Below are 19,494 nucleotides of genomic sequence, written 5' to 3'. Positions count from 1 at the left end.
GTCAGCTGACCGGATCGCCGTAGCGGTTGGCGATGGCCATGAATTCCTCCTCCACCGTCAGCATGGCGTCGACCACGTCCGGGTCGAAGTGCTCGCCGCTGCCCTGCCGTATCATCTCCATCGCCGTTTCGTGGGTGAAGGCCGGCTTGTAGACGCGCCTGGAAATCAGCGCATCATACACGTCGGCCACCGCCATCAGCCGCGCCGACATCGGAATCGCATCGCCCGCCAGCCCTTGCGGATAGCCGGAGCCGTCGTACTTCTCCTGGTGCGAGTAGGCGATTTCGCGCGCGTAGCGCAGGAAGGTGTTGGTGTAGCCCAGCGCATTCTCGACGTTGACGATGGCGTCGCGGCCGTACACCGTGTGCTTCTTCATGATCTCGAATTCTTCGTCGGTCAGGCGGTCCGGCTTGAGCAGGATCGCGTCCGGAATCGACACCTTGCCGATATCGTGCAGCGGCGCCGCCTTGAACAGCGCCTTGATATTGGCCTCGCTCAGTTCCTCCTCGAAGCGCTTGTGCGTCTGCAGCTGGCGCGCCAGCGCCGACACGTAGTGCTGCACGCGGCGCAGGTGGTTGGCGGTTTCGTATTCGCGCGTCTCGGCCAGCGACGCCAGCGCCCAGATCATGGCGTCGAGCATCTGGCTCAGTTCCGCCGTGACCTCTTCCACCACGTGTTCCAGCAGATTGCGCTGCTGCTTGAGCAGCTCGCGCGAATGGCGCAGCTGCAGATGGGTGTCGACGCGCGCGCGCAGCACGGCGCCGTTGACCGGCTTGGCCACCACGTCGGCGGCGCAATGGTCGAAGGCGCGCGGCTCGTCGGACTCGCGCTGCAGCAGGATGACCGGGATTTCGGCGGTGTCGGGACTGGACTTGAGCTGCTGGCACACGCTGTAGCCGTCGATGTTGGCCAGGTCGGCGTCCACCACCACCAGGTGCGGGCGCGGCACGTGCTGCATGATGTCCAGCGCGGCGCGGCCGCTGTTGGCCAGCCGGACTTCGTACTGATCTTCCAGGATGCCGTTCATGTGGATCAGGTTGTCCGTAGCTTCATCGACGATCAGTACGATGGCCTTTTTGACATTCATCTGCCGCTGCTCCGTGAAAATTCTTTCCACCATCATAACCGAGCGGATTTGCCTGCCAAAACTATTTTTCCCCGGCGAGCTTGCAATTGTATAGTGCACTACCTATACTGGGAAGATGGAAACGCAAACACTCCCCAACTCCGCCGTCCCGCAGCTGGACCAGCAGCTGTGCTTCGCCCTGTATTCGACCTCGCTGGCGATGAGCAAGCTGTACCGCAAACTGCTGCGCAGCCTCGGCCTGACCTACTCCCAGTACCTCGTGATGATGGTGCTGTGGGAGAAAAACGAACTGACCGTGTCGGAAGTGGGCGAACGACTGTTCCTCGACTCGGCCACGCTGACGCCCCTGCTCAAGCGTATGGAAGCGGCCGAGCTGCTGACGCGCACCCGCGCCGCCAACGACGAGCGCCAGGTCATCATCAAGCTGACGCCGCACGGCGACGCCCTGCGCCACGAAGCGGCCAAGCTGCCGCCCTCCATCCTGCAAGCCACGCACTGCACGCTGGACCAGGTCGTGGGCATGAAACAACAGCTCGATGAATTGCGTTCCAGCCTGATGGCATCCGCCGCTTAAAACATGACGACTCCTATTTTCACGCCGCTGGCCGATGCCGTCGCGGCGCTGCGCGACGATGGTTACGCGCTGCTGCAACCGCAGGACGTGGCGGCGCTGGCCGGCCTGCCGCTGGCCGCCCTCGACGCCCTGATCCCCAGCTGGAACGCACTGGAACCGGACAAATACCTGAAGGACGGCGGCCGCTATCGCCGTCGCCGCCATTCCTGCTTCATCCAGGAAGGCAGCCACCTGACGCAGACGCCGCACCGCGCGCACTGGCAGCCGCTCGAATACAACGCCCTGCACGGCGGCATGAACCGCCTGTTCGAGCCGGTGCTGCCGGCCACCGTGACGCAGCAGGCCTGGCCGGCGCTGGTCACCGCCATCGGCCAGGTATGCAGCCAGGCGCGCGGCACCGACGCCCCCTGGTACGTTGAAGCGCACCAGTTCCGCATCGACACCACCGACGGCATCGGCCGCCCGACGCCGGAAGGCGCGCACCGTGACGGCGTCGATTTCGTCGCCGTGATCCTGATCGCGCGCGACGGCATCAAGGGCGGCGAAACGCGCGTGTTCGAGGCCGATGGCCCGAACGGCAAGCGCTTCACCATGACCGCGCCGTGGACCATGCTGCTGCTCGATGACGCAACTGTCATTCATGAATCCACTCCGATCCAGCCGCTGGCGCAACACGGCCACCGCGATACGCTGGTGCTGACCTGGCGCGCGCGCGCCTTCCAGGGACAGGAAACTTCCCCTTGAAGGGGTAATCCGATATAGTTTGTGCTGCTAACAAAATGCGCCAGGAGGGTTGTCTGTGGACACCAGTTACGAAATACAGCCCGATGAAATCGAAATACTGATTGTCGAAGACAGTCCCACCCAGGCCGAACGTCTGCGCCGCCTGATCCAGTCGATGCGCTACGGCGCGCGCGTGGCGCCCAACGGCCGCCTGGCGCTGGAGGCCATCCGCGAACGCAAGCCGCACCTGGTGCTGTCGGACATCGTCATGCCGGAGATGGACGGCTACACGCTGTGCCGCGCCATTAAGGCCGACCCGGAACTGCGCGACATCCCGGTGATACTGGTCACCTCGCTGATGGACCCGAAGGACATCATCCGCGGCATCGAATGCGGCGCCGATAACTTCATCCGCAAGCCGTATGCGGAAGACTATCTGCTGAACCGCATCGGCCACATGCTGATGAACCAGAAGCTGCGCAAGAACCAGAACATGGAGATCGGCATCGCCCTGTACCTGGGCGAGCAAAAGCACTTCATCAACGCCGACCGCCAGCAAATCCTTGACCTGCTGATCTCCACCTACGAACAGGCGGTACAGGTCAATAGCGAATTGCAAGCGCGCGAGCGCCAGGTGATCGAGCTGAATATGCGGCTGGCGCACCACGCCGGCGAGCTGGAAACCATCAACCGCGAAATCGCGCTGAAGAACCTGGAACTGGCCGAGGCAAGCCGCATGAAGTCGGCCTTCATCGCCAATATGTCGCACGAACTGCGCACGCCGCTGAACGCCATCATCGGCTTCACCGGCGCGCTGCTGATGAAGCTACCGGGCCCGCTGACGCCGGAGCAGGACAAGCAGCTCAACACCATCCGCACCAGCGCGCGCCACCTGCTCTCGCTGATCAACGACATTCTCGACGTGGCCAAGATCGAAGCCGGCAAGGTCACGCTGGAGCTGGAAACCGTGCAGTGCCAGGAAGTGGTCAAGGACGTGGTGGACACACTGCGTCCGCTGGCCGTGCAAAAGAACCTGGCGCTGGAGATGGACCTGGCCGATCCCGCCATCGTGCTGGAAACCGACCGCCGCGCGCTGACGCAGATCCTGCTCAACCTCGGCAACAACGCCATCAAGTTCACCGAAACCGGCACCGTGCGCGTGACGCTGGCGCAGCGCAGCGGCGAAGGCCAGACGCCGATGATCGAATTCTCGGTGGCCGACAGCGGCGCCGGCATCCGCGAGGAAGACCAGGCCAAGCTGTTCCAGGCCTTCTCGCAGCTGGACTCGACGTCGACGCGCCACGCCGAAGGCGCCGGCCTGGGCCTGTACCTGTGCCAGAACCTGGCCAACCTGATCGGCGGCTCGCTGTTCTTCAACAGCGATTTCGGCCACGGCAGCACCTTCACGCTGGCTTTGCCGGCCAAAAGTGCGTGATCGGCGTTTAAGTTTTTTCGAAGATGACTAAAATGACAACGTAATTCTACGGTATTGCACTGCAACATAAAGAGGGGTATAGTTTGAACTGTCTCCTCCAATCCGTTCGCTGAACATTGGAATTCAACCCGCGCCACTGGCAGCGGGTTTTTTTTTGCCTGTGCATTTGCAATATTTACCGCCGGCCAACGTCTACATCTCCGCAACAGCCTGCACCGCTTGGCGCTGGCGGAAAATCCACACTTCAACAAGGGAAAGCATGAGACTTTTTTTACGCGCGACGCCGCTGGCTGTCGCGGCGATGCTGAGCGCCTGTGCGGTACAGGGACCGGCGGCGCACGTCGATCCGCTGGCGCCGCAGCAGTGGCAGGCGCCGCTGCCGCACAATGGCAGCCAGGCCGATCTCGCCGCGTGGTGGCGCGGCCAGGCGGATGGCTTGCTGGTGCAGTTGATCGAGTCGGCGCAGTCGGCCAGTCCGACGGTGGCGTCGGCGGCGTCGCGCATTGCGCAGTCGCGCGCGGAACGGGTGGCGGCCGGGGCCGCGTTGGCGCCGAACGTCGATGCGGCGGCCAGCATCAACCGCTCCAACCAGCAGTCGGCGCTGCCGATGGGGACCACCTCACAGGCGGCGCTGAACGCGTCGTGGGAGGTCGATCTGTTCGGCGCCAACCGCGCCGCGCGCGATGCGGCGCAGGCGCGTCTGGAAAGCGCGCACGCCGGCTGGCATGATGCGCGCGTTTCCGTTGCGGCGGAAGTGGCGAACCAGTACTACGGCCTACGCGCCTGCGAGCAACTGCTGGCGGTCGCCAGACAGGACGCGCTGTCGCGTGCCGACACGGCGCGCCTGACGGAACTGAGCGCCACGGCCGGCTTCCAGTCGCCCGCCAGCCTGGCCCTGGCCCGCGCCAGCGCCGCCGACGGCAACAGCCGCTACATCGCCCAGCGCGCCGCCTGCGACGTCGACGTCAAGGTGCTGTCCGCGCTGACCGCCTTCACCGAACCGGAACTGCGCCAGAAGCTTGGCACGGCCGTGCAGGCCGCCGCACCGGCAATCGCCATTCCCGCGCTGCCGGCGCAGACCTTGAGCCAGCGGCCGGACGTGTTCACCGCTGAACGCGAAGTGGCGGCGGCCAGCGCCGATGTCGGCAACGCCCAGGCGCAGCGTTATCCGCGCCTGACCTTGTCCGGCTCCGTGGGCGTGGCCAACTTCCGCGCCGCCGGCGACAGCACCAGCACCGACACCTGGACCATCGGCCCGGTCGCCATCTCGGTGCCCGTATTCGACGCCGGCCGCCGCCGCGCCAACGTCGATTCCGCCAATGCGCGCTATGACGCCGCCGTCACCAGCTACCGCGCCACCGTGCGCCAGGCCGTCAGCGAAGTCGAACAGGCGCTGGTCAACCTCGATAGCACGGCAGCCCGCGCCGGCGACGCGCAAACCGCGCTGGAAGGCTACCGCGTCAACTACACCGCCGTGGATGACCGCTACAAGAACGGCATGGCCAGCCTGTTCGAACTCGAAGACGCACGCCGCACGCGCCTGGCCGCCGAGCAGACCGTCATCAACCTGCAGCGCGAACGCAGCGCAGCATGGGTAGCGCTCTACCGCGCCGCCGGCGGCGGCTGGACCGCGCCCGCCACCGCGCTCGCCGCCGCCAACTAATCTCTCCGCCAAAATAATGAAAACCAAACTCAAACCACTCGCCTACCTTCTGGCAGCGGCTTTTGCCGTGGCAGCCGCCGGCATCTCCGCCTACTCCCAAGCCGCCGACGACAAAAAACTTGAAGCGCCGAAAGCCGCGCTGACGGTCACCGTGACCAAACCGAGCGCCGCCAGCCTGCCGATCAAACTGGCCGCCAACGGCAACGTCGCCGCCTGGCAGGAAGCCAGCGTCTCCAGCGAATCGAACGGCCTGCGCCTGACCGAAGTGCGCGTCAACGTCGGCGACGTCGTCAAGGCCGGCGAAGTGCTGGCCGTCTTCTCGGCCGACACCGTCAACGCCGACCTGGCGCAAGCCCAGGCCACCGTGCACGAAGCCGAAGCCAACGCCGCCGACGCAGCCGCCAACGCCGCCCGTGCCCGCACGCTGCAAAACTCCGGCGCCCTGAGCGCGCAGCAGATCAGCCAATACAACACCGCCGAACAAACCGCCAACGCCCGCATCGCCTCGGCCAAGGCCGCGCTGGCGAGCCAGCAACTGCGCCTGAAATACACCAGGGTCGTGGCCCCGGACAGCGGCGTCATCTCTGCCCGCACCGCCACCGTCGGCGCGGTCTCCGGCGCCGGCACGGAACTGTTCCGCATGATCCGCCAGGGCCGCCTCGAATGGCGCGCCGAAGTCGTCGCGGCCGACCTGCGCAACCTCAAGCCCGGCATCAGCGCCGTGGTCAAAGCCGCCAACGGCAGCGAAGTCACCGGCAAGGTACGCATGATCGCGCCCACCGTCGATCCGCAAACCCGCTCCGCGCTGGTCTACGTCGACCTGCCGCAAAGCGCCGCCAGCCAGAACGCGCCGTTCAAGGCCGGCATGTTCGCCAGCGGCCAGTTCCAGCTTGGCGCGTCGGACGCCATGACCGTGCCGCAGCAGGCCATCGTCGTGCGCGACGGCTTCAGCTTCGTGTTCAGCCTCAACGCCGACAGGCACGTCAGCCAGATCAAGGTGCAGCCGGGCCGCCGCCTGGGCGACCGCATCGAAGTGCTGGGCGGCCTGAAGACCGACACCCAGATCGTCGTGCGCGGCGCCGGCTTCCTCAACGACGGCGACCTGGTCAATGTCGTCGCCAACTAAGGACAGTCCATGAACTTCTCCGCCCTCTCCATCAGGAACCCGATCCCGGCGATCATGCTGTTTGCATTGCTCTCGCTGGCCGGCTTCCTGGCCTACAAGGCCAATCCGGTGCAGGACTTCCCGGACATCGAACTGCCGATCGTGACCGTCACCGCCACGCTGGACGGCAGCGCGCCGGCGCAGCTGGAAACCGAAGTCACGCGCAAGATCGAAGACTCGGTCGCCACGCTGCAAGGCATCAAGAACATCTACTCCACCGTGCTCGATGGCGTCTCCACCACCACCGTTGAATTCATCCTGGAGAAGAATATCTCCGACGCGGTGAACGACGTGCGCGACGCCGTCGCCCGCGTCAAGGCCGACATGCCGGCCGAACTGCGCGATCCGAGCGTGACCAAGGCCACCACCGCCGGCCGCGTGGTGCTGACCTTCACCGCCGCCGCGTCACAGGCGCCCGGCGAAAAGCCGGACAGCCAGGAACTGAGCTGGTTCGTCGACAACAACGTCGCCAAGCGCCTGCTGGCGGTGCCTGGCGTCGGCGCGGTCAAGCGCGTCGGCGGCGTGTACCGCGAGATCCGCGTGGAACTGGACGACGCCCGCATGGCCGCCTTGCGCGTGTCCGCGCTGGACGTCTCGCGCCAGCTGCACCTGGTGCAGAAGGAAGCGCCCGGCGGCCGCGGCGACATCAGCGGCGCCGAACAGTCGGTGCGCACCATCGCCACCGTGAAGACGGCCGCCGAACTGGCCGCCATCGACCTGCCATTGACCGACGGCCGGCGCGTGCGCCTCGACCAGGTGGCCACCGTCACCGACACCGTCTCCGAACCGCGCGCCGTGGCGCTGCAGGACGGCGTGCCGGTGATCGGCTTTGAAATCTTCCGCACCAAGGGCGCCAGCGAAGTGGCCGTCGCCAAAGGCGCGCGCGCCGCCATCGAGGAACTGCAGAAGAACAATCCGAAAGTCGCACTGAAACAGGTGATCGACAACGCCCACCCGGTCGAGGAAAACTTCGACGGCTCGATGGAACTGCTGTACGAAGGCGCCATCCTCGCCGTGCTGGTGGTGTGGTGGTTCCTGCGCGACTGGCGCGCCACGCTGGTGGCCGCCGCCGCGCTGCCGCTGTCGGTGATGCCGGCCTTCCTCGGCATCTACCTGTTCGGCTACACGCTCAACACCGTCACGCTGCTGTCGCTGGCCCTGGTGGTCGGCGTGCTGGTGGACGACGCCATCGTCGAAATCGAAAACATCGAACGCCACCTGCGCATGGGTAAAACGCCGATGGAAGCGGCGCTCGAAGCGGCCGACGAAATCGGCATGGCGGTCATCGCCACCACCTTCGCGCTGGTCGCCGTGTTCCTGCCGACCGCCTTCATGAGCGGCATTCCCGGCCTGTTCTTCAAGCAGTTCGGCTGGACCGCCGTCATCGCCGTACTGGCGTCGCTGGTGGTCGCCCGTCTGCTGACGCCGATGATGGCCGCCTACATTCTCAAGCCGACCGCGCACCGCGAGGACAAGGACGGCTGGCTGATGTCGCGCTACATCCGCGTCATGCGCTGGTGCCTGAAGAACCGCCTGGTGACGGCGATTGCCGCCGCCGTATTCTTCGTCTGCTCGATCATGCTGGTCGGCCTGCTGCCGACCGGCTTCGTACCGGCAGCCGACCGCGCGCAGACGCAGATCAACCTGGAACTGCCGCCCGGCTCCACGCTGGCCGAAACCAGCGTGGTGGCCGAGCGCGCGCGCCTGGCCGCGATGCAGGTCAAGGGCATCAAGTCCGTATTCAGTTCCATCGGCGGCGGCTCCAGCGGCGACGCCTTCGCGCCCGGCGCGGCGGCCGAAGCGCGCAGCGCCGTGCTGACGCTGACCACCGTGCACCGCACCGACCGCAAGGAATCGATAGCCGATCTGGAAGCCCTCATCCGCCACAAGCTGGACGCCATTCCCGGCGCCCGCTTCAAGGTCGGCCCGCCGGACAACGGCGTCAAGATGCAGCTGGTGCTGCGCAGCGAAGATCCGGTCGCACTGAAGGAAGCGGCACAGAAAGCCGAACGCGAACTGCGCACGCTCAAAGGCGTGGGCAATGTGCGCTCGACCGCGTCGCTGGTGCGTCCGGAGATCATCGTCACGCCGGACTTCGCCAAGGCGGCGGACCTGGGCGTGACCGCCAACGCCATCGGCCAGACCGTGCGCGTGGCCACCGCCGGCGACTACGACACCGACCTGACCAAGATGAACCTGCCGGAACGCCAGGTGCCAATCCGCGTCAAGCTGCCGGATGCGGTGCGCGCCGACCTGGACGCCATCGGCCGCCTCACCGTGCCGGGCAAGAACGGCCCGGTGCTGCTGGCCACCGTGGCGGACATCACCATGGAAAGCGGGCCGGCGCAGATCAATCGCCTGAACCGCAGCCGCAACGTCACGCTGGAAGTGGAGCTGGGCAAGCGCGCGCTGGGTGAAGTCAACAGTGAAGCGCGCGCGCTGCCGTCGCTGAAAAACCTGCCGCCGTCGGTGAAGATCGCGGAACTGGGCGACACGCAGGAGATGGCGTCGCTGTTCGCCAGCTTCGGCCTGGCGATGCTGATCGGCGTGCTGTGCATCTACTGCGTGCTGGTGCTGCTGTTCAAGGACTTCATGCAGCCGGCGACGATTCTGGCGGCGCTGCCGCTGTCGATCGGCGGCGCCTTCGTGGCGCTGCTGGTGACGCGCAGCGCGCTGTCGATGCCGTCGATGATCGGCCTGATCATGCTGATGGGTATCGTCACCAAGAACTCTATCCTGCTGGTTGATTATGCTATTCTGGCGCGCCAGGAAGGCATGGGGCGTTTCGAAGCGCTGGTCGATGCCTGCCACAAACGTAGCCGTCCGATCCTGATGACCACCATTGCGATGGGTGCGGGCATGATGCCGCTGGCCCTGGGCTGGGGCGCCGACCCCAGCTTCCGTTCACCGATGGCGATCACCGTGATTGGCGGCCTGATTACATCAACGCTGTTAAGCCTGCTGGTGGTGCCGGCCGTGTTCACCTATGTGGACGACTTTGAGCACTGGCTGCAACGCATGCTGCGCAAGCTGCGCCGCCAACCGGCGGCCGGGCAGGACGATCAAGGAGACATCCATGAAGTACGAAATCAAAGAATTGCCTGAAGTTCGAGTGGCCTACCTGCGCTACAAGGGACCGTTCGGTCCCGCGGTGGGCGAGTTCTGGAAAGAGGTGTTCACGCCGTGGCAAAAGGCTTTCGGGCTGGTGGGCAAAGTGACCTATGGCGTGGCGCAGGATGATCCGCGCACCACGCCGGCCGCCGAGTGCCGGTATGACGCCTGCGTGGAAGTATCGGCCGACTATCCGATCCAGCCGCCGGCCAAGGAGACGCACCTGCCGGCGGGCCGCTACGCGGTGGCGCCGTTCGAAGGCACCGGCGCCGACGTATCGGCGGCCTGGGGCGAGTTCTTCGGCCAGTTGCAGGCCGAAGGCAAGGCGGCCGAAGGCGTCTGCTTTGAGCGCTATCCGGCGGACTACGCGATGGATCCTGCCACCGGCGTCTTCACCGCGGAACTCTGCATCCCGGTCAAGGCCTAGTCCATCCCCCGCCCAGCACGCGGTACAGGTCCACCGAGGCGACCAGGATGCGCGTCTTGAGTTGCAGGCGGCCGACGTCGGCGCTGTAGAGCGTGCGTTGGGCGTCCAGCTCTTCGAGGTAGGACGCGTAGCCGTTGCGATAGCGGTTGTGGGCGATGCGCAGCGTTTCGGCTGCGGTGGCGCGGCGCGCGTCGTTCTGGATCGCTTGCTCGCGCAGGCGCACGATGGCGCCCAGGCCGTTTTCGGTTTCCGAGAACGCCGCGCGCACCGCGCTCTCATAGGCGTAGATGGTCTGGTCGCGCTGCGCGGCCACCGAGTCGGTCTGGCTTTGGACGCGGCCGCCGTCGAACACGGGCGCGGCAACCGCGCCGGTCAGGTGCCACAGCGCCGTCGGCGCATTCAGGAAATCATGCCATTTCAGGTTTTGCACGCCGCCCACCGCCGTCAGTTTGAACGACGGCAGCAGCTGGTCGCGCGTCGCCTTCAGGTTGGCGTTGATGGCGATCAGGTTGTATTCGGCGCGAGCGATGTCGGGCCGCCGGCGCAGCAGTTCGGACGGCAGGCCTTCCGGCACCGGCGGCGGCTGCAAGTCCGCCAGCTCGGCGCCGCGCGCGACCGGACCGGGATTGCCGCCGGTGAGGATGGACAGCGCGTTTTCCTGTTCGAAGATCTGCCGCTTCAGCTGCGGCACCTGCTCGGCGGTGGTCTGATACTCGGCCTGCGCCTGCAACCATTCCAATCGCGAGCTGTAGCCGACGTCGAACTGGCGCTTGGCCAGCTTGGCCGATTCCTCGCGCAGCTTGAGCGTGGCTTCGGTCAGCGCCAGCTGCGCATCCAGTCCGCGCAGATTCAGATAGCCCGACGCCACGGTGGCCGCGATGGACAGCGCCACCGCGTCGGAGTTGGCTTGCTCGGCCTGATAGGTGGCGGTGGCGGCGTCGGTCAGCGCGGCCAGCCTGCCCCAGGCGTCGATTTCATAGCTGGCCTGGAATTCGGCCTGGTAGACATTGGTCACATACGGCACGCCGTTGTACGCCAGCTGGCGGGTGCGGGTCGGCGCGCTGTCGACCGAGACGTTCGGCTTCTGGTTCGCTTCGGCCACGCCGATCAGCGCGCGGTACTGCGCCACGCGGGCGCGGGCGACGCGCAGGTCGCCGTTGCTCTGCAAGGCTTTGTCGATCAGCGCGGTCAAGGCGGGATCGCCGAAACTTTGCCACCACTGCTGCGCCACCGGCGCGCTGGACTGGCCTTCGACGGCGGTGCGCCATGCGGCGGGAATCTGCACGGTCGATGCCGGCGGCGGCGCAACCGTCGCCGCGCAACCGGCCAGCATCAGCGCGACCGCCGCCGCAGCGGGACGGCGCCTCAACGCGGCGCGCCACGTCATGGCTTGACTCCGTTCGCGGCCGCGACAGGCGCCTCCTGCCTGCGCGTCTTCACCGAGGTATCGATGCTGACGATCACCGACATGCCCGGCGCCAGGCGGCGCGCATTGGCCTGCCCCTGATCGATGCGAATCCGCACCGGGATGCGCTGCGCGATCTTGACGAAGTTGCCGGTCGCATTATCGGCCGGCAGCACGCTGAACTCCGAGCCGGTGGCCGGCGAAATGCGCTCCACCACGCCGGTCAGCTGCGCGCCATCGAGCGCATCCACCTTAAACGTCGCCGGCTGCCCGACCTGCACCCCGTTCATCTGCGTCTCTTTCAGGTTGGCGATCACCCACAGCTGCTTCGGCACCAATCCCATCAACTGCGCGCCGGTGTTCACATACGCGCCCTTGCGCACCGTGACCTGCCCCAGCTGGCCGTCTTCCGGCGCCGTGATGCGGGTGTTGTCCAGATCCACCTTGGCCGCCTTCAGCGCCGCTTCCGCGTTCGCCACCGCCGCTTCCAGCGACTGCTTGTTCACGCCCACCGACAGCACCTGCTGCTTCGCGATCTCCAGCTGCGCGCGCGCCTGCGCCACGGCGGCGGAAGTCTGCGCATTGGCCGCCTTGGACGAGTCCTGCTCGCGCAGCGACAGCGAACCATCCGCAGCCAGCGAATCGACGCGCTTCAGATCCGCCACCGACTTGGACAACTGCGCCTGCGCATTGGCCAGCGTGGCCTCGTTCAGCAGCACGCTCGATTCGGCCGAGCGGCGCGACTGCGCCCAGTTCTCCAGCGCCGCCTTCTGCGCCGCCAGCTGCGCCTGCGCCTGCTCGTAGCGCTGCTGGTAGATACGGTCGTCGATCAGTGCCAGCAACTCGCCCTGCTTCACGTACTGGAAGTCCTGCACCTTGACGTCCACCACGTAACCCGGCAGCTGCGTGCCGATCAGCGTCACCTGCCCGCGCACCAGCGCGTTCTCGGTCGACACCACGGCGCTGGTGAACGGCGGCAGCCGCCACGCATACAGCACCACCAGCACACCGACCAGGGCCACCAGCGAGAACAGGATCGCTGAAATAATCTGCCCGCGCCGGTCGGGCGCCGGGGCGGCCGGCGCCGATGCGGCGACTGCCGCCGCCGCGGCCGCCGCAGCCATCGCCGCCATGCGGCTGTCGGAAGGAGATGCGTTGTCTGGAGTATCGTTATTAGCCATGTGATTCAGCGGGATCCGGAATTGTTGAGGGAGACGTTGGTCATGCCTGCTTGCGCGTTGGGCACCGACTTCGGCGTATGGGTCACGCAGGCCGTCCACAGATAATGGACCAGCAGCCCGGCCATGGTGAACAGCGCCAGCACGGTAATGCCCAGGAACACGTCGTTATACGCGAGGACATTGGCCTCGCGCGTGGTGGCCGCGCTGAGTGACGCGAGACCGCCCGACTGAATCCGCGCCGCCACCAGCGGATCGAGCTGCGTCAGGTGTTCGACCAGGATGCTGGAGTGGTACTTCTCGCGCCACACCTGGAAGGTGCCGGTGATCGCGGTGCCCAGCAGGCTGCCGAGCGTCTGCGTGATGCTGAACATGACCGAGAAGCTGACCAGGTTATTCGGCGCCGCGATCACCGCACCAAAGCCGGAAATGAACGTCGGCCCGACAAACAGCGCGCCGCCGAAGCCCAGCAGGAACTGGCTGAGATACAGATCCTGCGGCCGCGTGAGATTGGTGGAATCCGAATCCAGGTAGGCGCCCAGCGCCATCACCGCCAGCGAGAACAGCAGCTGGCCCGGAATGCGCGCCGGCGAAATATACAGCGCGCTGACCACCATGCCGGCCACCGCGCCGACCATCACGATCCACCACAAGGTCAGCATCTGGTCGTTGTTCAGTCCCAGCGCCTGCAGGAAGCCCACCGTGCCGCTGGCCTCCGACTGCACCACGCGGATCAGCAGCACCGACGTGGCCAGGCGCGCGATGTTGGGGTTGATCAGCCAGCGCGTATTGAGCAGCGGCCGCGCGCGGTTATGCTCGATCGCCAGCGCCGCGACGATCAGCACGATCGCGCCGGCCAGCGCATAGCCCACCCACGGCGTGTCCAGCCACCACACGGTGCGGCCCAGCGCCAGCACGGCCGACAGCAGCGCCACGCCGGGCGCGAACAGGCCGAAGGTGACGAAGTCCATTTTCTCGAACACCTTGATGCGGTCGCCCGGCGGCAGCTTGAGCCACAGCACGCAGGCCAGCGACACCAGCGCCAGTCCCAGTTCGAAGAAGTACAGGCCGCGCCATTCGCCGAACTCCATCAGCTCCGACGAGAACAGCCGCGCCATCGGAATGGCCAGCTGCGAAAAGCCGATGCCGAGCACCGCGCCCTTGAGCCGGTGCTTGGCCGGGAAGGCCTGCAAGGTGTAGTACAGGCCCAGGGTGGTCAGCGCGGCGCCGCTCATGCCGTGCGCCGCGCGCACCGCGATGGCCGATCCCAGTCCGTGCACGAACAGGTGCGCCACCGTGACCACCGCATACAGCACCAGGAACAGTTCAGTAAACAGCCGCAGCCCGTACTGCTGGCGGAATTTGACCAGCAACAGGTTCATCGAGACATTGGCCATCACATAGGCGGCCGGCAGCCACTGGATCTCGGTGGTGAACACGCCGAGCGATCCTTGCAGATAGGGCAGATTGACCGACACCAGCGCGTTCCCGAGGCCGCCGGTGATGGCGACGATGAAACCGACAATCAGGAAGGCGACCCGCGTCCAGAATGGATGGTCCGGATTGGACGGCGATCCGGGTAAGGTGGGACGCTCGTGTGGCTGCCAGGCTTGGGGGGCGTAAACGTCCATGCGTCAGGTGTCCTGATTCTTTCTTTTGGGGGAGGCAACAAAAAGCATTAATGGCGAGCATATCACTATGCCCGCCATTGTTAAATACTTCGATGGTGATAAGCGCTTTTACAGGGGCGCCGCGTCCGTTTCACGCTGGAACGGACGGTGCCCGGCCAGCGCTTCCTTGAACGCCGCCAGCGCGCCATCCAGCGCGCCGGCTTCCACCTGCCACAGCGCCAGGTCCGGCGCGCCGTCCTGCATGGCCGGCGGAATGCCGGCCGCCGTCAGCAAGTCCTTGCCGGCGCCGACGGCCAGGATCGGCTTGCAGTGGCGGTATTGCTGGCGCACGAAGTCGCGCGCGTCCGAATCGGCGGCCAGCATGGCGGCGCTGGTGGCGCCGCCGGCGATGATCACCGCGTCGTACAGCACGGCCGGCGCGGCCTCGATCGAGATCTCGATATCCAGGCGGCTGCCGTCGGCCGCCGCCAGCTGCCCCAGTTGCGGCGCCACCACACGCGGCGTGGCGCCGGCCGCCAGCAGCTCGGCATAGATGGCTTTCACGCTGTCGGCCTCGACGCCGTGGCCGGCCAGGATCGCCACCTTGCGCGTCTTGACGCCGAGCGCGCCGGGACGCGCCAGCAGCGACAGCGGCGGCGATGGTTCGTACTGCGGCGGCGGCGCGTCGGTCGCCAGCGGCATCGGCGGCGGCACTTCCATGCCCAGGCCCTGCGCCACGCCTTCGGCCAGGATCGGGTCGACATTGGCCAGCATCGACAGCAGCCGCACGCGGATGGCCGGCACCGTCACCCGGCTCAACTCGAAGCGGTAGGCGTTGACGATGTGCGCCTGCTCGGCCGGCGTCTGGCTGATCCAGAACAGGCGCGCCTGCGAGTAGTGGTCGGCAAACAGTTCCGGCTTGCCGCGCACCTTGTCTTCCGGCGGCTGCGGCATCTGGCTGCGCGCCGTGGTGAAGCCGGCCATGCCGGCCTGGAACGGACAGCCGCCGCCCAGCGAATTCGGTTCATACGCCACGCGGCCGCGATGCACGGCCTGGCGGTGCATGCCGTCGCGCTGGTTGTTGTGCACCGGCGCCAGCGGCGCGTTGATCGGGATTTCGTGGAAGTTGGCGCCGCCCAGGCGGCTGATCTGCGTGTCCAGATACGAGTGGATGCGTCCTTGCAGCAGCGGGTCGTTGGAGAAGTCGATGCCCGGCACGATGTGCGCGGTGCAGAAGGCCACCTGCTCGGTCTCGGCGAAGAAATTGTCCGGGTTGCGGTTCAGCGTCATCTTGCCGACCACCTGCACCGGCACCAGTTCTTCCGGCACCAGCTTGGTCGCGTCCAGCACGTCGAACGGGAAGGACTCCGCCTGTTCCTCGGTGAAGATCTGCAGGCCCAGCTCCCATTCCGGATAGGCGCCCGCCTCGATCGCTTCCCACAGGTCGCGGCGGTGGAAGTCCGGATCGGCGCCGATGATCTTGGCCGCTTCGTCCCACACCAGCGAGTGCGTGCCGCCCACCGGCTGCCAGTGGAATTTGCAGAACACCGACTCGCCCTGCGCGTTCACCAGGCGGAAGGTGTGCACGCCGAAGCCCTGCATGGTGCGATAGCTGCGCGGAATGGCGCGGTCGGACAGATGCCACATCAGCATGTGCGTCGATTCCGGCATCAGCGTGACGAAGTCCCAGAAGGTGTCGTGCGCGCTGGCCGCCTGCGGGATGGCGTTGTGCGGTTCCGGCTTGACCGAATGGATCAGGTCCGGGAACTTCATGGCGTCCTGGATGAAGAACACCGGGATATTGTTACCGACCAGATCCCAGTTGCCTTCATCGGTATAGAACTTGACGGCGAAGCCGCGCACGTCGCGCACGGTGTCGGCCGAACCGCGCTCGCCGGCCACGGTGGAGAAGCGCACGAACACCGGCGTGCGTTTGCCGGCCGCCGCGAACGGCGCGGCGCGCGTGATGTCGCTCAGATCCTGGTAGCTTTCGAAGTAGCCGTGCGCCGCCGAGCCGCGCGCGTGCACCACGCGTTCCGGAATGCGTTCGTGGTCGAAGTGGGTGATTTTTTCGCGCAGGATGAAGTCTTCCAGCGCGGTCGGGCCGCGCAGGCCGACCTTCAACGAATTCTGGTTGTCGGCAACCGGCACGCCCTGGTTGGTGGTCAGGCGCTGCTCGCCGGCGTCGGCGCGCACGCGGTCCAGGTCACCGGCCGGGCATACGCCGACCGGCGGCACGCCGCTACCGGTCTTGGCCGAGGCAGTGGTTTCGCCGACGGTGCTGCCGGTGGCGGCCGGATGCGGCACAGGACAGGTCTTGCCGGCTTGCGGCGTGCGCGCGGCCTCGCCGTGTTCACCGGCCTTGTTGGCGTTGAACGGCATGTCGGCCGCCATCTGCTGGCCGCCGCTGACCTTGGCCAGCAAGGCTTGCTCCTGCGTGCTGGCGCCGCCCAGGCTGTCCGGCGGCGATGCCGTCGATGGTCCTGCGACGGTGCTCAACACGGAACCGGCCCCCATCACGGAGGCCGGCGATTTTTGTTTGGTTGCCATGGATATCCTTTGAACGAGACGAACAACGCCCGGTGCGGGGCGCTGGCGGTCGTCCCGACAGTGATACCGCCCGGGCAGTACGGTTTATTTGCTGTTGCGCGAACCCAGCAGCTTGGAGATGCCGTAGCCGGCGGCGGCAGCCACCAGGACCGAGATCACCGGGCTGGCGCGCACGTGGTTGCGGCTCGATTCGGCGAAGTTTTTGTACGATTCCACCACTTGCTTGCCGCGTGCGGCCAGGGTGTCGGAGGTGCTTTCCACGGTGTCGGCCACTTTGTCGACGCCGGTGTGGGCCTGGGTGGCCAGGCGGTCGGTGGCTGGCGGCACTTTGTCGGCAACCTTGTCGATGGCGGCGTGGGCGTCGGCGCGCAGGTCTTTGCCGATTTGGGTGACGCCGTCGCGGGTGTTGTTGATTTTGGTGTCGATGCTGTTATCCATGATGAGATCCTCTCGTTGTGTGTGCGGGTTGGGAACTTCAACGATAGGCCGATCAACCACGCTTGACCGTGCGGGAGCTAACAATGTGAAAAATGGCCCGCTATGTGAAGTCACACACTGACGGGGCCGCTCGTGCAGGCGCATGCTACAGGTGAGCCATACCTACTTTGGAGAGCGGCAATGTTCCCTATCTCATCCCTGACGCCGTCGTCCTTGACGGAGTTGCAGCCAATCAACCGTGCATCGGAAACAGCGGCGGTGAATGGCGCCACCATCAATGCGGTAGGGTCGGCGCTGGATGCGCCGCCGGCGGCTTCCGTGACCATCGATTTGTCGCCGGTGGCCAGTTTTCTGTTGTCGGTGACCAACTCCCAGCAGCAGCTGTCTGAGCTTCAGGGCAACACCACGCTGGACAATGCGGCGCGTGCCGACACGCTGAATACGGCGGTGCAGAATGTGGTGGATGCGTTCAATCTGCTGCCAACGGTGGATTTCGATCAGGGGCAGCCGCAGCAGGCGTCGCTGCTGAATAACCTGGTCAACAGTTTGACGCAGCAGACCAATGACAGCGTCAACACGCAGGCGCAAAACCTGGCGCAGTTGGGCGTGACCTTGCAGCCGCCGCTGTTGTCGGATCTGACTGGCGGACTGTCGCTGGAACCGGAGCAGTTGCGGGCGGCGTTCAATGCCAATAACCAGCAGACCACCTCCACGCTGGACAACACGCTGAACACGTTCCGCAATCTGGCGACGGATTTTGCCGAACAGTTGAGCGCGGCGGGCAGTTCGCAGATTCCCGGCCTGGGCACCAGTCCCTTCCAGAGTCTGACGCCAACCGAAGCGGCCGCCAATGCGCGGCTGAACGTGGCGCGGACCGAGATCAACAACCTGTCGCAGAATCCATTGCCTGAAACGGCGGCGGACCGGCTGGCCGCGCAGCGCGCGCAGCTGGAGCAGCCTGCCACCACGCAGCAGCCGGAAACACCGTCGCCTATCGTCAACCAGCTGGCCTCGCAGCAGGCACAGGCGAACGTGCAGCAAGCCAATCTGCAACAGGCGCTGGTCGATCAGCAGGCGCAGGCGACGCAGCAGACCAACGCACAGCAAACGCAGCAAGCCAATCAGGCCTTGGCCCAGCAGCAGCTGCAAACGAATCAGCAAGCCGCCACGCAGCAGCTTCAGGCCAACCAGACGGCGGCGCAGCAAGCGCAGACCGATCAGCTGCAAGCGGCGCAACTGGCGCAGGCTGACCAGGCGGCGGACGCGCAGCGCGCGCAATTGCTGCAAGCGTCCACTCAGCAGGCAAATCTGACGCAGGCGCAGCAGACGCAAGCCGCGCTGAACCAGCAGACGCAGCTCGACCAGGCGCGCGCCGCCCAGCAGGCACAGGTACAACAGGCCGCAGCGCTGCAACAGAATGCCCAGCAGGCGCAGGCCGCGGAGGTCTCGGCGCTGCAACAAACCGTGGCAGCCAATCAGGCTGCGACGCAGCGTGCACAGGAAGAAGCGGCAGTCCGCGCGCAAGCCAATCAAGCGCAGCAGATCGGCGCCACGCAGACAGCGGCACAGCAAGCCAATGCGCCGCAGACGGCAGCGCAGCAATTGCAACAGGCCGGCGCCGTGCAAAACGCTGCACAGCAGACCAACGCAACGCAAACGGCAGCGCAACAAGCCAACGCCGCACAAACCGCCCAGCAAACGCAGCAGGCCGCTGATGCGCAGGCGGCGCAGCAGCCGACCGCTGCCGAACAGGCACAGGCCACCGCCCAGGCACAGACCGCCCGTCAGCAGGCCACGGCCACCGTGACCACCGCCACCGCTGCCGCTCAACAGGCCCAGCAACAATCCGTCGCCGCGCAGAATGCGGCCCAGAACATCCCGACGCTGCCGCCAAACGCCACCGCCGCGCAGCAGGCGCAAACCGCGCAAGCGGCTGCGGCCCAGGTGGCCATCGCCAACGCCGCCGCGCAATCGGCGGCGGCACAAGCCCAGGCCGCGCAGAACGCCGCCGACGCCATGGCGGCGCAGAACGCAGCCGCTGTTGCCGCCGCCGCGCAGGCACGTCTGGCGCAGAACAACGCCAGCACCGCCGATGCGGCCACCACCGCAGCCAATGTCGCCGCCCAGC

Annotated in this window: 14 protein-coding genes; 8 read left to right on the top strand and 6 right to left on the bottom strand. The window is 66.3% G+C overall.

The genetic code is table 11. The features are described from left to right. Nucleotide 1: 1 nt before the first annotated feature. A complete protein-coding gene (locus tag GJ695_RS01935; RefSeq protein WP_154361946.1) occupies nucleotides 2–1,087 on the bottom strand; it encodes an HD-GYP domain-containing protein in 1,086 nt (361 codons plus the stop codon). A 115-nt stretch (nucleotides 1,088–1,202) separates the two neighbouring features. Between GJ695_RS01935 and GJ695_RS01930 the strand changes: the two genes are divergently transcribed. The 7 genes from GJ695_RS01930 to GJ695_RS01900 all read left to right on the top strand — a co-directional run bounded on the left by GJ695_RS01930 (nucleotide 1,203) and on the right by GJ695_RS01900 (nucleotide 10,185). Beyond that, a complete protein-coding gene (locus tag GJ695_RS01930; RefSeq protein WP_154361945.1) occupies nucleotides 1,203–1,661 on the top strand; it encodes a MarR family winged helix-turn-helix transcriptional regulator in 459 nt (152 codons plus the stop codon). 3 nt (nucleotides 1,662–1,664) lie between these two features. Next, nucleotides 1,665–2,405 (top strand): 2OG-Fe dioxygenase family protein, encoded by a 741-nt coding sequence (locus GJ695_RS01925; protein WP_154361944.1) that lies wholly within the window; start codon nucleotides 1,665–1,667, stop codon nucleotides 2,403–2,405. A gap of 55 nt (nucleotides 2,406–2,460) precedes the next feature. Further along, the gene (locus tag GJ695_RS01920; protein ID WP_166455047.1) at nucleotides 2,461–3,819 is read left to right on the top strand and encodes a hybrid sensor histidine kinase/response regulator; all 1,359 of its coding nucleotides are present in this window, start codon (nucleotides 2,461–2,463) and stop codon (nucleotides 3,817–3,819) included. Nucleotides 3,820–4,078: 259 nt separating this feature from the next. After that, entirely contained in the window at nucleotides 4,079–5,482 is a 1,404-nt protein-coding gene (locus GJ695_RS01915) for an efflux transporter outer membrane subunit (protein ID WP_229260321.1), read from the top strand. A gap of 16 nt (nucleotides 5,483–5,498) precedes the next feature. Beyond that, entirely contained in the window at nucleotides 5,499–6,608 is a 1,110-nt protein-coding gene (locus tag GJ695_RS01910) for an efflux RND transporter periplasmic adaptor subunit (RefSeq protein ID WP_154361942.1), read from the top strand. Between the two features lie 9 nt (nucleotides 6,609–6,617). Then, nucleotides 6,618–9,752 (top strand): efflux RND transporter permease subunit, encoded by a 3,135-nt coding sequence (locus GJ695_RS01905; RefSeq protein WP_154361941.1) that lies wholly within the window; start codon nucleotides 6,618–6,620, stop codon nucleotides 9,750–9,752. Then, nucleotides 9,724–10,185 carry an AraC family transcriptional regulator gene (locus GJ695_RS01900; protein ID WP_154361940.1) on the top strand — a complete coding sequence of 154 codons (462 nt, stop codon included), beginning with the start codon at nucleotides 9,724–9,726 and terminating at the stop codon, nucleotides 10,183–10,185. Before GJ695_RS01905 ends, GJ695_RS01900 begins: the two co-directional genes overlap by 29 nt. Here GJ695_RS01900 and GJ695_RS01895 read toward each other — a convergent pair. The 5 genes from GJ695_RS01895 to GJ695_RS01875 all read right to left on the bottom strand — a co-directional run bounded on the left by GJ695_RS01895 (nucleotide 10,175) and on the right by GJ695_RS01875 (nucleotide 17,366). Beyond that, nucleotides 10,175–11,572, bottom strand: coding sequence for an efflux transporter outer membrane subunit (locus tag GJ695_RS01895; protein ID WP_154361939.1), 1,398 nt, complete (start codon nucleotides 11,570–11,572; stop codon nucleotides 10,175–10,177). The two genes, GJ695_RS01900 and GJ695_RS01895, sit on opposite strands and share 11 nt — an antisense overlap. Then, the gene (locus GJ695_RS01890) at nucleotides 11,569–12,771 is read right to left on the bottom strand and encodes an HlyD family secretion protein (protein WP_154361938.1); all 1,203 of its coding nucleotides are present in this window, start codon (nucleotides 12,769–12,771) and stop codon (nucleotides 11,569–11,571) included. The genes GJ695_RS01895 and GJ695_RS01890 overlap by 4 nt, the downstream gene beginning before the upstream one ends. Nucleotides 12,772–12,776: 5 nt before the next feature. Then, complete coding sequence (locus GJ695_RS01885) at nucleotides 12,777–14,399, bottom strand: MFS transporter (RefSeq protein ID WP_154361937.1); 1,623 nt, start codon at nucleotides 14,397–14,399, stop codon at nucleotides 12,777–12,779. Nucleotides 14,400–14,507: 108 nt separating this feature from the next. Next, nucleotides 14,508–16,928 (bottom strand): catalase, encoded by a 2,421-nt coding sequence (locus GJ695_RS01880; RefSeq protein ID WP_154361936.1) that lies wholly within the window; start codon nucleotides 16,926–16,928, stop codon nucleotides 14,508–14,510. Nucleotides 16,929–17,012: 84 nt separating this feature from the next. After that, entirely contained in the window at nucleotides 17,013–17,366 is a 354-nt protein-coding gene (locus GJ695_RS01875; RefSeq protein WP_154361935.1) for a hypothetical protein, read from the bottom strand. A gap of 180 nt (nucleotides 17,367–17,546) precedes the next feature. On the opposite strand from GJ695_RS01875, the gene GJ695_RS01870 reads away from it, so the two are divergent. Next, nucleotides 17,547–19,494 (top strand): hypothetical protein (locus GJ695_RS01870; RefSeq protein ID WP_208024203.1); only part of this gene is annotated, 1,948 nt, incomplete at its 3' end.

The sequence above is a fragment of the Duganella alba genome (genome assembly GCF_009674495.1).
In the GTDB taxonomy this organism is placed as follows: domain Bacteria; phylum Pseudomonadota; class Gammaproteobacteria; order Burkholderiales; family Burkholderiaceae_D; genus Rugamonas; species Rugamonas alba.
The sequence above is the reverse complement of the archived record's forward strand: the minus strand, read 5'-3'. Positions and strand labels throughout refer to the sequence as shown.

What these genes read in the sequence shown, in the direction of transcription:
- GJ695_RS01885 (WP_154361937.1), bottom strand. Translation starts at nt 14,399, where the DNA reads ATGGACGTTTACGCCCCCCAAGCCTGGCAGCCACACGAGCGTCCCACC.
- GJ695_RS01915 (WP_229260321.1), top strand. Translation starts at nt 4,079, where the DNA reads ATGAGACTTTTTTTACGCGCGACGCCGCTGGCTGTCGCGGCGATGCTG.
- GJ695_RS01905 (WP_154361941.1), top strand. Translation starts at nt 6,618, where the DNA reads ATGAACTTCTCCGCCCTCTCCATCAGGAACCCGATCCCGGCGATCATG.
- GJ695_RS01900 (WP_154361940.1), top strand. Translation starts at nt 9,724, where the DNA reads ATGAAGTACGAAATCAAAGAATTGCCTGAAGTTCGAGTGGCCTACCTG.
- GJ695_RS01925 (WP_154361944.1), top strand. Translation starts at nt 1,665, where the DNA reads ATGACGACTCCTATTTTCACGCCGCTGGCCGATGCCGTCGCGGCGCTG.
- GJ695_RS01930 (WP_154361945.1), top strand. Translation starts at nt 1,203, where the DNA reads ATGGAAACGCAAACACTCCCCAACTCCGCCGTCCCGCAGCTGGACCAG.
- GJ695_RS01880 (WP_154361936.1), bottom strand. Translation starts at nt 16,928, where the DNA reads ATGGCAACCAAACAAAAATCGCCGGCCTCCGTGATGGGGGCCGGTTCC.
- GJ695_RS01935 (WP_154361946.1), bottom strand. Translation starts at nt 1,087, where the DNA reads ATGAATGTCAAAAAGGCCATCGTACTGATCGTCGATGAAGCTACGGAC.
- GJ695_RS01910 (WP_154361942.1), top strand. Translation starts at nt 5,499, where the DNA reads ATGAAAACCAAACTCAAACCACTCGCCTACCTTCTGGCAGCGGCTTTT.
- GJ695_RS01875 (WP_154361935.1), bottom strand. Translation starts at nt 17,366, where the DNA reads ATGGATAACAGCATCGACACCAAAATCAACAACACCCGCGACGGCGTC.
- GJ695_RS01895 (WP_154361939.1), bottom strand. Translation starts at nt 11,572, where the DNA reads ATGACGTGGCGCGCCGCGTTGAGGCGCCGTCCCGCTGCGGCGGCGGTC.
- GJ695_RS01890 (WP_154361938.1), bottom strand. Translation starts at nt 12,771, where the DNA reads ATGGCTAATAACGATACTCCAGACAACGCATCTCCTTCCGACAGCCGC.